Origin of the sequence: Shinella sp. WSJ-2, from assembly GCF_003432075.1 — a bacterium.
Lineage (GTDB): Bacteria > Pseudomonadota > Alphaproteobacteria > Rhizobiales > Rhizobiaceae > Shinella.
Map to the genome: position 1 here is coordinate 24,035 of NZ_QWBU01000003.1, position 11,781 is coordinate 35,815.

An 11,781-nucleotide genomic window follows, 5' to 3' on the forward strand; every position below is an offset into this window, starting at 1 on the left:
CTCTGCAGGCACATGCATGTGCCTGCACTATAACGGGAATTTCACCCACGCAAACCGCTTTTTGATGGCGTTCTCAGTACTGGTAATCCGTGAACACCGGCTCGACGGAACGGTTCCAGCGGCCGTTGTAAAGCGCCAGCATGTCCTCAGCGAGCGTCGCCTTCTTGGCCAGCACCTCGTCAAGCGGAGCAAGGAAGATCGTCTCGTCGACGCCGTCGCCATTGAGGTGGGCGCGGGCGGCAAGGCCCTGACGCGAGATCGACACCACTTCGCGGGCGACGTCGAGCAGCGGCTTGCCGCGGAAGTCGGCCTTGAGGCCCTGGGCGGGCACCGCATCGCGTAGGGAAGAGACTTCCTCGACCGTCCAGTCGCGCGTCAGGCTTTCGGCGGCATCGAGCGCGCCGTCGTCATAGAGCAGACCCACCCAGAATGCCGGCAGCGCACAGATGCGGCGCCACGGGCCGCCGTCCGCGCCGCGCATTTCGAGGAAGCGCTTCAGTCGCACGTCCGGGAAGAGCGTCGAGAGGTGGTTGGTCCAGTCACCGATATTGGGCTCGTAGTCGGCGATCTCGCCCTTCAGCGCGCCGTTCATGAACTGGCGGAAGGTGACATGGGTGCAGTCGTGATACTTTCCGTCGCGCACGACGAAATACATCGGCACATCGAGCGCCCATTCGACATAGTCGGTGAAGCCGAAATCCGGCTTGAAGGCGAAGGGAATGAGGCCGGCGCGGTTGTTGTCGGTATCGCGCCAGATGTCGCCGCGCCAGGAGAGGAGGCCGTTCGGCTTGCCGTCGGTAAAGGGCGAGGAGGCGAAGAGTGCGGTCGCCATGGACTGCAGCTTCAGCGACACCTGCATCTTGCGGCGCATGTCCTTTTCCGAGGAGAAGTCGAGGTTCACCTGGATCGTGCAGGTGCGGTACATCATGTCGAGACCCTGGCTGCCGACCTTCGGCATGTAGCGGGTCATGATGTCGTAGCGGCTTTTCGGCATGCGCGGCGTTTCGGCCAGCGTCCATTTCGGGCTGCCACCCATGCCGAGGAAACGGATGCCGAGCGGTTCGGCGATCTCCCGCAGGGTGGCGAGGTGCTGGTTGGATTCCTTGCAGGTCTGGTGCAGCGTCTCGAGCGGCGCACCCGAAAGCTCGAACTGGCCGCCGGGCTCCAGCGAGATCGCGCCCATGCCGGAGGGTTCAGCCAGGCCAATGATGTTGCCGGCATCCATGATCGGTTCCCAGCCGGTCTTTTTCTGCATGCCGTTCAAAAGCGCGGAAATGCTGGCATCGCCGAAATAGGGAACGGGGCTGTTATCGGCCGTAAAGAAGACGAATTTCTCGTGCTCGGTGCCGATGCGGAACCTTTCCTTCGGCTTGTTGCCGTCGGCGAGGTATTCCGCCATGTCCGCGACGGTGCGGATCGGCGTCTGGTCGGTGGTATCACGGGCCATGGGCGTCTTCTTCTGAACGGATGGCGCCCGGCTGAACGCCGGGCATGGGAGGGTGCTTGGACCGGAAATAGATGCGGTGCAAGCGAATTCCTTTCAAGGCAGATTCAAAAAATCCCATTCGACTTTTCAGGAAAAATCTTCCTTGTGCGTCGGCGCGGACGCAAAATGGCTAATGCCAATCGCCGATCGCTGCCTGGATGACCGCCATAGCCGCGACAGCCGCCGTATCGGCGCGCAGGATGCGCGGACCGAGCGGAATGGGCGTAACGAAATCAAGGCTGCGCAGCAGCGTGCGTTCCTCTTCGGAAAACCCGCCTTCCGGCCCGACGAGCAGCGCCAGCTTGCGCTCATGGATCCCCTGAAGCACCGGCAGCGGGTTCTGGCTACCATGGCCCTCGTCGCAGAAGATGATGCGGCGCTCGCGCGGCCAGTCGGCAAGCAGGTCCTCCAGCTTGCGCGGCGCGGCAACGGTGGGGATGGCGAGGATGCCGCATTGTTCGGCCGCCTCGGTGGCATTGGCCTCCAGCCGCTCGATGCTGGTGATCTTGCCCTGAACATGCTGGGTCATAACGGGTTGCAGAACGCCTGCGCCCATCTCGACGGCCTTCTGGACGAGATAATCAAGCCGGCCGACTTTCAGTGGCGCGAAGAGATAGTGCAGGTCCGACGGCGCCGGCTGCGGCCGGGTCTGCTCGGTCGGCGTCAGAAGCAGGCGCTTGCGGGTCGGCAGCGACAGCGTGGCATGCCACTCGCCGTCGCGGCCGTTGAACAGCAGCACCGCGTCGCCGTCGCTCATGCGCAGCACGTTGGTGAGGTAATGGAAGTGGTCCTTGGAGGCCTCGAAGGCCTGGCCCTCGGCAAGGGCGTCGCCGACGAACAGGCGCTGCATCCGGTAATTGGCACGCATGATCTTGATCTCAGGTGAAGAGCGCGTTGAGCGCGAGGAAGACGAGGGCCGAGAGCATGGCCGAGACGGGCAGCGTAACGATCCACGCCGAGACGATCGTCATGAAGTGCGAGCGGCGCACGAGGTAGCGCCGGCGCGTCTCGTCGGGATTGGCCGACGGCTCCTCCGGCGCGATGCCGTTGCCGCGGCTGCGGATATAGTCGATGCGGCGGATCGAGTTGCGCGTGTACCACTCACGAAACAGCCCGACACCGAACACCGCGCCGACCGCGATATGCGTCGAGGAGACGGGGATGGCAAAAGCCGAGGCGGTCAGCACGGCGACGGCGGAGGACAGCGCCACGCAGAAAGCGCGCATCGGGTTGAGCTTGGTGATCTCGTTGCCGACGATGCGGATGAGGCGCGGGCCGAAGAGCAGCAGGCCGAGCGAAATGCCGAAGGCGCCGATGATCATCACCCAGAGCGGGATAACGACCCCGCCGCCGGTATCGCCGGAGCGCAGCGCCGAGACGATGCCATAGAGCGGGCCGACGGCGTTCGACACGTCGTTGGCGCCGTGGGCGAAGGAGAGAAGGGCGGCCGAACAGATCAGCGGAAGGCGGAAGAGCACGCGCAGCGACTGGTTGCGGTTGTCCAGTCCCCCTGCCGCGCGGCGCACGATGGGCCGGGTGACGATATAGGTTACGATGCCGAAGCCGAGGCCGATGGCGAGCGCTTTGCCGAGCGGCAGATCATAAAAACCGTTCGTGCCGCCATTGGCTAGAAAGGCCGCGAAGGCGCCGGCCATGACGGCGACAAGTACGGGAACCCAGGTCTTGGCGGCTTCGATCTTGTCGTCGCGATAGATGATGAATTCCTTGATGAAATAGAGGAAGGCCGCCGCGATCACGCCGCCGAGAATCGGCGAGACGGTCCAGCTGACGACGATCAGGGCAATCGAATCCCACTGCACGCTCTGGAAGCCGCTGGCGGCCGCACCCGCGCCGATGACGCCGCCGATGATCGAGTGCGTGGTGGAGATCGGCGCATTGGCGATCGTGGCGATGTTGATCCAGAGGGCTGCCGAGATGAGGGCCGCCATCATCGCCCAGGCGAAAACCGCGGGGCTCGGGAAGATGGCGCGGTCGACGATGCCGGACGCGACCGTCTCCGCCACACCCTGGCCGGCAAGCAGTGCGCCGGCAATCTCGAAGATCGCCGCGATGATCAGCGCCACACCCATGCTCATGGCACGTGCACCAACTGCGGCGCCCACATTGTTGGTCACATCGTTGGCGCCGATGTTCATGGCCATATAGGCGGCAAGCGCTGCGGCGACGGCAACGACGAGCACGCCCGGCGTGCCGGTGGCGAAGGTGCTGGCGACGGCCATGGCGATCAAGAGGAAGATCAGGGCGATGCCGACACCCGTCCAGGACCGCAGCACGAAATGCGTGGCCTGTTCGGTGAAGGTCAGTTTTTCCAGATCCTTGTCCAGCGTCGGCTTGCGTAGCTGGACCTGAGAATTCGCCATTCATGCTGCTCCGTTATTGCCAGAAGGCACTATCGCCTCCCAGCATCGGCGGCAATATGACGATGGGCGCTATCAGGCGCCGGTCGTGCCGTTTTTGGCCGGGGGAGTGAGATCGGAGAGGATTTTCTGCTCGAAATTCAAAAGCAGCGCCTTCAGGCCTGGCTCCTGTACGCGGGCGGCGGCCTCGATGCAATCGACCCACTCGGCGCGACGCTCGCCCTTTTCCGGAAAATTCTTGGCAATATCATCCACTTCAAGGGCGAAGACGCGCACGCGGCAATCGAGCTTCAGCCCCTCCGGCATGCCCTTCATGTAGCGGTAGCTGCCGATCGACTCGTCGATGACCTTGCCCTTCACGCCGGCCTCTTCCCAAGCCTCGCGCGCCGCGGCGGCGCTGGCGCTCTTGCCATCCATCGGCCAGCCCTTGGGAATCACCCAGCGGCCGGTATCACGGCTTGTGATCAGGAGAATTTCGACCGCCGAACCCCTCTTCTTCAGCCGATAGCACAGCGCGCCATACTGTTCCTTGCAGGGTCTGCGGAACATGAGCTGGACGTCACTGGCGAGGCGGTTGAGAATGTTCAAGGTCTTCTTGGTCCTCTTGCGGCATTGAGCTGCCGAGTCATTTATCGACCATCATGCTTGCGCGAGATTTGCGGCGCAAGTCAGGCTTGTGGGGGAATGCCGCGTTTTTGCATGCGCAGCTGCGCAATTCTTTGCCACTCCCCACTGCGCTCGGCATCGCGGATTGCGACGGCGATATAATCCATATGCGCCTGGGCGGCCTCTCGTGCACCATTTCCGTCACCGGCCATGATCGCTGCGTAGATCGCCTCATGCTGGGCGAGGAGGTGGCCGCGTGCCGTTTCGGACGCGAAAACGAGGTGGCGGTGGAAGAAGATGCCTTGTGCGAGGAGCCGGTAACACGCGCGCAGCGTGTGCAATAGTACGATGTTATGAGCTGCCTCGCCGATGGCGTTGTGCAACTCCACATCGGCATCGAGTTCGGCGTCGAAGGAGCCGCCCTCATGGGCCGCGCGCATCGCCTGCATGATGCGGGTCAGCATCTGCCGGTCGTAATCCGTCGCGCGGCGCGCCGCGAGTTCGGCGGTGATGCCCTCGAGCTCCCGACGATATTCGATGTAATCCTGCGTCGCGCGCTGGTGGCGGGCGATGAGATCGACGACGGGGCGGGAAAAGACCTGGCCGATGATATCGGCGACGTAGGTGCCATCGCCATGCTGGCTGACGAGCAGGCCCCGGTTTTCCAGTTCCTTCAGCGCATCGCGCAGGATCGGGCGGGACACGTCGAGGCGTTTGGACAGCTCGCGCTCGCCGGGCAGCCGCTCGCCATCGCGCAACACGCCTTCGAGCAGCAAAAGCTCGATCTGCCGCACGACCTCATCGGCGGTGCGGCTGGGGCTGATGCGGGAGAAAAGATCGAACGGCGTGTCTGTCACGCCGCAAGTCTATCAACCCGGGCGGAAACTGGTCAATAATCTTGTCCACTGCCTTGAAAGAGCCTGCGTCAATGCGCCCTATCTCTCGGCGCCTGACATTTGTTAAGACTATGCTGTTGCACGAAGGGGGACGGTGCAGAATGGGTAACGGAAGCTTCGCTTTTCCGCAGGCGGCTGCGCGTGCGCAGGCGCTGGGGGAAATCCACGCAAGGCCATATGCGCTGGTGCCGTCGCCCCGCGTCATCTTCCAGCTCGCCTTCCTCACCGAGGGTGGTTCGGCGGTGGATCATGCCGTGATGGGGGAGCTGTCGCGCTCGCGCGGCATCTCGCCGCCGGGACGCGATTCCAGCCATCATGCGCTGAGTTGGGGGCAGGGCACGCTGCGCTGGGAGCGCCACACCGAGTTCTCGACCTATTTCTGGGATGGACCGGTGCCGGAGAAGTTCGGCGGCGAGGTGGCGGTGCATCCGTTCGGCGACAGCTTCTCTCCGCCCGGCACGCTGATTTCGGGCATCCGCCTGGAAATCCGTCCGGATTCGCCGGAGACCCGTGAGGCGATTGCTACCTTCGACCCGACCAGCCTCTGTTACAGCGAGATCAAGAACGGCCAGGGCGTCGTGCTCACCGACTTCCGGCAGAACGGCGACGGGCTGACGCAGATCCTCGTCATCGACCGTGGCATGACGGAAGCGGGGCGCGGTGCGCTCGTCCAGCGCCTCCTCGACATCGAGACCTACCGCACGCTCGCCATGATGGGCCTGCCGCTCGCCCAGTCACTGTCGCCGGATATCCGCCGCATCGAAGACGGCCTGACCGGCATCACCAATGCCATGAAGCAGCACGCCCGCGACAAGGCCGACGAACTGCTGACCGAAATTACCCGTCTGGCCGCCGAGCTGGAGGCCAATGCCGCGCTCAGCCTTTACCGCTTTGGCGCCAGCCGCGCCTATTACGGCATCGTGCAGGAACGTATCCGCACGCTCGCGGAAAGTGCCGTGCCCGGTTACGAAACGCTCGGCTTCTTCCTGGAGCGCCGCTTGGCGCCGGCCATGCGCACCTGCCAGTCGATCGAGGAGCGGCAGGCCAACCTGTCGCGCAAGCTCGCCCGCGCGACGGCGCTGCTGCGCAGCTGGATCGACGTGGAGCTGGAACAGCTCAACACGACGCTCCTCAACTCGATGGACCGCCGCGCCAAGCTGCAGCTGCGCCTGCAGCAGACCGTGGAAGGCCTCTCGGTCGCCGCGATCTCCTATTACGTCATCGGCCTGTTCGGCTATGTGGCCAAGGCGGCGCACGGCCTCGGGCTCGAGGTGAAGCCGGAAACGCTGACCGGCATCGCGGTGCCTTTCGTCATCGTCGGCATGTGGCTGCTCGTCCGTGCGATCAAGCACAAGCACGCGGAAGAAGACAAGCACTAGGCTCGGCTAAGTCGAGAGATCGCACTCGTAGCGCGGCACGCCGTCGCGCACGGCAAAGCCCGTCTGCCAGCCGAAGCCGCTGTCGTCCTGCTTGGTGAGTTTCTTCTGGGCCGCCGCGCCGCGCGCCTTGAAGGTGGTTTCCGCCTGCTTCAGCGCCGAAGTCTCGAAGACCACGGTGTGCGAGCTGAAGCCGCTTTCCAGCTCGGTGATATAGACTTCGATCTCCTTCACCGGCACGTCGCGCCAGGTGCCGTCGACGACGGGCAGGGTGATGTGGAGATAGTCTTCTTCCTTCACGACAGCCGGCTTGCCGAAGGCGACCTCATATCCCCGAGGGATTTCCAGCGGGCCTTCCCTACGGGCGAAGGCATAGCTCGACTGGAGTAACCCGCCGAGCGCATCGGTATAGTTGCAGGCGTCGTCAAACCCTTCGAGCAGCGGATCGAGCGGTTGGGCTGCCGCCGGAAGCGCAAGGCCGAGAAACGCCGCAACCAGGATGGTTCTGCCGGGCATGAAAATCCTCCCTTGTCGTTGCCTCAGCGTTCCCAATAGGGCAAGGGGCCGTAGAGTTCGGCGAGATAATCGATGAACAGCCGCACCTTGACCGGCAGGAACTGCCGGCTCGGATAGACGGCCGACAGCACCACGTTGCGCGAGCCCTCGTATTCCGGCAGCACCTGCACGAGATCGCCGCTCTTCAGCGCCGGGCCGACATCCCAGGTGGAGCGCAGCGCGATGCCCATGCCGGAGAACACCGCTTCGCGCACCACTTCGCTCGAATTGGTGTAGAGCGATCCATGCGGGCGATAGGTGACGCTGCCTTCCGGGCCTTCCAGGCGCCAGACGTCCTGCGTGTGCGGCGGCAGGCAGACATGGTCGGCAAGGTCCTCCAGCGAGGCCGGCGTGCCGCGGCGGGCGATGTAATCAGGCGAGGCGCACAGCACGCGCCGCACCGAGGCGAGACGGCGGGCGACCAGCGAGGAATCCGACAATTCGCCGATGCGGATGGCGATGTCGAAACCGCCGCCGACGATATCGGAGAAATCATCGGTCAGGACGAGGTTCACGACGAGTTCGGGATAGGCATCCATGAAGCCCTTGAGATTGGGGGCGATATGCATGCGGCCGAAGGATGTGGGCGCGGAAATGCGCAGCGTCCCGCGCACAGCACCCGACCGGCCGGAGGCGAAGGCTTCCGCCTCCTCGATGCCCGAGAGGATGCCGACGATCCGGTCGTAAAAGCCTTGTCCCGCCTCGGTCAGCGAGATCTGCCGCGTCGTGCGCTGGAAGAGCCGCGTGCCGAGCCGCTCCTCCAGCCGCTTGACGCGCTTGGAGATGACGGCTGGGGATAGACCCAGCGCCCGCCCCGCTGCCGACATACTTCCCATGGAAATGACGCGGGAGAAGATTTCGAGGTCACCAAGATTTGTCACGCGTCATGTCCTTGCAGGAATTTGGGCAAGCTTATGGGTCAGTTGGTCGAATCGACGATCACTTCCTCGCCGAATTTGCCGTTTTTCGGCTCCGGCTTGTAGGTCGAGTTCTGTGCGCGCATGACGCGGATCGGGCGGATGCCCGCGGCGATCGCCGCCTTCATGTCGCTGTCGGCATCGCCGTAATAGATCTTCAGCTTGTGCTCCTTCAGGAATTCCACCTTGTTTTCCGAAGAGGCTGTGAAGACCACATCGTTCATCTTCTCGATGCCGAAGGCCTTCTTGATGGCGCCGGTCAGGGTTTCGCCGCCGGTGCCGCGCGTGCGGCCGGTGATGAAGAAGATTTCGTCGCCGCGCGCCTCATGCATGTCGATGAGCTTGCGGGCAACCTCTTTCGGGACCGAATACTGGTCGCAATTGTTGGTGTGGATGTCCGTCCAGAAGGCGTCCATCTTCAGGTAGTCTTCAGAGGTCGGCGAGTATTTCATCTTGCCGTAATAGAAGCAGGGGCTGGAAAACAGCACCGTATCATCCACGTCGAAACCCACCGCCATGGCGGGCTGGCCTTCCAGCGTCGCCGCGATCTGGTCGACGGAGACCCAATGCACCGGCGCGGTCGCCAGAAGCTCGGAGGTCGTCACACCGGGATTGAGATTGGAGACGTCCTCGGCGAAAGCGGGACCGGCGAGAAGCAGAAGAGCCGAAATGGCGGCGAGCGATCTGCGCATGATATGTCCTCCCTTGCATGCGGTCGGAGGGCTTCCCGTGATCGTTCCGCCTTCCGATCGCCGGACTGTCGCATTCACGCTCGGGGCGGTCAATCGCATGATCTTGCCACCGCCGCGTTTGTCCCGGCAAGTCAGAGTGCTTCGGGCGGTACGACGACCATGGTTAGGATTTGCACCGCTCAGACCTGAGTGGTAAAGAAAAAAGACCACTTGAGGACGGAGGCGACGGCATGGATCAGATCGGCTTTCTCGAACCGCGGACATCGGTGCTGTCGCGCCGTCGCGAAATCGTTGCCGATCTCGTCGATCTCTTGCCGGAAGGCTGCCTCGTGCATGAACCGCGCGAACTGGTGCCGTTCGAGACGGATGCCTTCGTGTCCTATCGCCGCCTGCCGCTCGCCGTCGCGCTGCCGGAGACGACGCAGCAGGTGGCGGCGGTGCTCAAATATTGCCACCGCTACGGCGTGCCCGTCGTGCCGCGCGGGGCGGGCACCTCGCTCTCCGGCGGAGCGATCCCGCAGGAGGATGCCGTTGTCGTCGGCCTTTCCAAGATGTCGCGCATCCTCGACGTGGATTTCGCCAATCGCACCGCGACGGTGCAGGCCGGCGTCACCAATCTCGCGATATCGGAGGCCGTCTCTGCCGACGGCTATTTCTATGCGCCGGATCCGAGCTCGCAGCTCGCCTGCACGATCGGTGGCAATATCGGCATGAATTCCGGCGGCGCGCACTGTCTGAAATACGGCGTGACGACCAACAACCTGCTCGGCGTCAAGCTGGTGCTGGTCGACGGCACGATCCTCGATCTCGGCGGCAAGGCGCTGGATGCCGGTGGGCTCGATCTTCTCGGTGTCATCTGCGGCGGCGAGGGCCAACTCGGCATCGTCACGGAGGCGACCGTGCGGCTGATCGCCCGGCCGGAGGGCGCCCGCCCCGTGCTGTTCGGCTTCGACAGCTCGGAAGAGGCGGGCGCCTGCGTGGCCGATGTCATCGCCGCGGGCATCATTCCCGTTGCCATCGAATTCATGGACAAGCCGGCCATCGAGATCTGCGAGGCCTTCGCCCATGCCGGCTATCCCATGGATGTCGAGGCGCTGCTGATCGTAGAGGTCGAGGGCTCCGAGGCGGAGATGGAGGCGATGCTGGCAAGCATCATCGCGATTGCCGGCCGCCATGGCGTCAAGGTCGTCAAGGAAAGCCAGTCGGCGACCGAGGCGGCGCTGATCTGGAAGGGCCGCAAATCTGCCTTCGGCGCCACCGGCCGCATCGCCGACTATATCTGCATGGACGGCACCGTGCCGCTCGGCCAGCTGCCCGCCGTACTGCGCGGCACCGCCGAGATCGTCGAAAAATACGGCCTGCGCGTCGCCAATGTCTTCCATGCCGGCGATGGCAACATGCATCCGCTGATCCTGTTCAATGCGAACGATCCCGAGGATGCCGCCAAGGCCGAGGCCGCCGGCAACGAGATCCTGAAACTCTGCGTCGACGTCGGCGGCTGCCTCACCGGTGAACATGGCGTGGGCATCGAGAAGCGCGACCTGATGCGCCATCAATACAGCGATGCCGATCTTGCCCAACAGATGGCGGTGCGCGCCGCCTTCGATGCGCAATGGCTGCTCAACCCATCCAAAGTCTTCCCGCTCGAAGGGCGCCCCGCCTGATGACACCGATCCACGAACCGCTTTCCGAGGACGCCGCAAGCCGCCTTGTCCAGGTCGCCAGCCTCTCGAAATCCCCCTTCGTCATCAGGGGCGGCGGCACACGCAGCCTGCACGGCACGCCCGATGGTGCCGATGTGCTGTCGGCCCGCGGCCTGAACGGCATCGTCGCCTACAACCCCGCCGAAATGACCATGACGGCCCGCGCCGGCACGCCGCTGGAAGTGGTGGAAGCCGCCTTGGCTGAAAAGCGCCAGATGCTGGCCTTCGAGCCGAACGACCTGCGCGGCGTGCTCGGCTCCTCCGGCATTCCGACGATCGGCGGCGTCTTCGCCACCAATGCCTCCGGCCCGCGCCGTCTGACGGCAGGGGCGGCGCGCGACAGCCTGCTCGGCGTGCGCTTCGTCAACGGCAAGGGCGAGATCGTCAAGGCGGGCGGACGGGTTATGAAGAACGTCACGGGCCTCGATCTCGTCAAACTGCTTGCCGGTTCGCACGGTTCGCTTGCGCTGCTGACCGAAGTCACCTTCCGCTTGCTGCCGGTGCCGGAAACATCCGCCACCATCGTCGTCTCCGATCTTAACGATGCCGAAGCCGCCGCTGCCATGGCAACGGCCATGTCGCTCCCGGTGGAAGTCTCGGGGGCGGCGCATCTGCCGGAAAGCGTGCGGGGCCGTTTCATCGGCGGCGCATTGCCGCCGGGCGCCGCCACCGTGCTGCGCCTCGAAGGCCTCTCGGCCTCCGTCACGGTGCGCAGCGAAAAGCTCGTGTCCGCCATGGGCCGTTTCGGTGCGGTATCCCGCCTGGAGGCCGAGGGCACGAAAAGGCTCTGGCGCGAAATCCGCGATGCCGCACCCTATGCCGACGGCACGCCGCGCCCGCTCTGGCGCGTCTCGGTCGCGCCCATTGCCGGCCAGCAGCTCGTCGCGGCGCTTCGTCTGGAAACCGGCGTCGATGCCTTCTACGACTGGCAGGGCGGCCTCGTCTGGCTGCGCATGGAATCCGATCCCGAGGCAGCGCTGCTGCGCCGCTACGTCAAGGCCGTCGGCGGCGGGCACGCGACGCTTCTCAGGGCACGTCCCGAGGTGCTGGCCGCGACGCAGGCGTTCCAGCCACAGACCGAGGCGATCCTCGCCCTGCAATCCCGCGTGAAGGCGAGCTTCGATCCGTCGGGCCTTTTCAAATCCCCGATGCTCGGCTGGGAAGGATAATCC

The 11,781-nt window shown here is 64.3% G+C and carries 11 protein-coding genes; 3 read left to right on the forward strand and 8 right to left on the reverse strand.

Annotation, left to right across the window (positions count from 1 at the left end):
• Positions 1-73: 73 nt before the first annotated feature.
• The 5 genes from D0Y60_RS07750 to D0Y60_RS07770 all read right to left on the reverse strand — a co-directional run bounded on the left by D0Y60_RS07750 (position 74) and on the right by D0Y60_RS07770 (position 5,327).
• Positions 74-1,447, reverse strand: coding sequence for a glutamate--cysteine ligase (locus D0Y60_RS07750; RefSeq protein ID WP_117368524.1), 1,374 nt, complete (start codon positions 1,445-1,447; stop codon positions 74-76).
• A gap of 169 nt (positions 1,448-1,616) precedes the next feature.
• Positions 1,617-2,354 carry a 16S rRNA (uracil(1498)-N(3))-methyltransferase gene (locus tag D0Y60_RS07755; RefSeq protein ID WP_117368525.1) on the reverse strand — a complete coding sequence of 246 codons (738 nt, stop codon included), beginning with the start codon at positions 2,352-2,354 and terminating at the stop codon, positions 1,617-1,619.
• 10 nt (positions 2,355-2,364) lie between these two features.
• Positions 2,365-3,867 carry an inorganic phosphate transporter gene (locus tag D0Y60_RS07760; RefSeq protein ID WP_117368527.1) on the reverse strand — a complete coding sequence of 501 codons (1,503 nt, stop codon included), beginning with the start codon at positions 3,865-3,867 and terminating at the stop codon, positions 2,365-2,367.
• 72 nt (positions 3,868-3,939) lie between these two features.
• The gene (locus D0Y60_RS07765) at positions 3,940-4,452 is read right to left on the reverse strand and encodes an NUDIX hydrolase (RefSeq protein WP_117368529.1); all 513 of its coding nucleotides are present in this window, start codon (positions 4,450-4,452) and stop codon (positions 3,940-3,942) included.
• An 80-nt stretch (positions 4,453-4,532) separates the two neighbouring features.
• Positions 4,533-5,327, reverse strand: coding sequence for a FadR/GntR family transcriptional regulator (locus D0Y60_RS07770; RefSeq protein ID WP_117368531.1), 795 nt, complete (start codon positions 5,325-5,327; stop codon positions 4,533-4,535).
• A 140-nt stretch (positions 5,328-5,467) separates the two neighbouring features.
• Here D0Y60_RS07770 and D0Y60_RS07775 point away from each other — a divergent pair, with 140 nt between their 5' ends.
• A complete protein-coding gene (locus tag D0Y60_RS07775; protein WP_117368533.1) occupies positions 5,468-6,745 on the forward strand; it encodes a DUF3422 family protein in 1,278 nt (425 codons plus the stop codon).
• Between the two features lie 6 nt (positions 6,746-6,751).
• Here D0Y60_RS07775 and D0Y60_RS07780 read toward each other — a convergent pair whose 3' ends face one another.
• Genes D0Y60_RS07780 through aphA form a run of 3 tightly spaced genes read right to left on the reverse strand, consistent with a single transcriptional unit; the run spans position 6,752 to position 8,906 of the window.
• A complete protein-coding gene (locus D0Y60_RS07780; protein ID WP_117368535.1) occupies positions 6,752-7,258 on the reverse strand; it encodes a hypothetical protein in 507 nt (168 codons plus the stop codon).
• A gap of 23 nt (positions 7,259-7,281) precedes the next feature.
• The gene (locus tag D0Y60_RS07785; protein ID WP_117368537.1) at positions 7,282-8,178 is read right to left on the reverse strand and encodes a LysR family transcriptional regulator; all 897 of its coding nucleotides are present in this window, start codon (positions 8,176-8,178) and stop codon (positions 7,282-7,284) included.
• Positions 8,179-8,216: 38 nt separating this feature from the next.
• A complete protein-coding gene (aphA, locus tag D0Y60_RS07790) occupies positions 8,217-8,906 on the reverse strand; it encodes an acid phosphatase AphA (protein WP_117368539.1) in 690 nt (229 codons plus the stop codon).
• A 230-nt stretch (positions 8,907-9,136) separates the two neighbouring features.
• On the opposite strand from aphA, the gene D0Y60_RS07795 reads away from it, so the two are divergent.
• Together D0Y60_RS07795 and D0Y60_RS07800 are read left to right on the forward strand one after the other, a co-directional pair.
• Positions 9,137-10,570, forward strand: coding sequence for an FAD-linked oxidase C-terminal domain-containing protein (locus D0Y60_RS07795; protein ID WP_117368541.1), 1,434 nt, complete (start codon positions 9,137-9,139; stop codon positions 10,568-10,570).
• Complete coding sequence (locus tag D0Y60_RS07800) at positions 10,570-11,778, forward strand: FAD-binding protein (protein WP_117368543.1); 1,209 nt, start codon at positions 10,570-10,572, stop codon at positions 11,776-11,778. Before D0Y60_RS07795 ends, D0Y60_RS07800 begins: the two co-directional genes overlap by 1 nt.
• Positions 11,779-11,781: the final 3 nt, after the last annotated feature.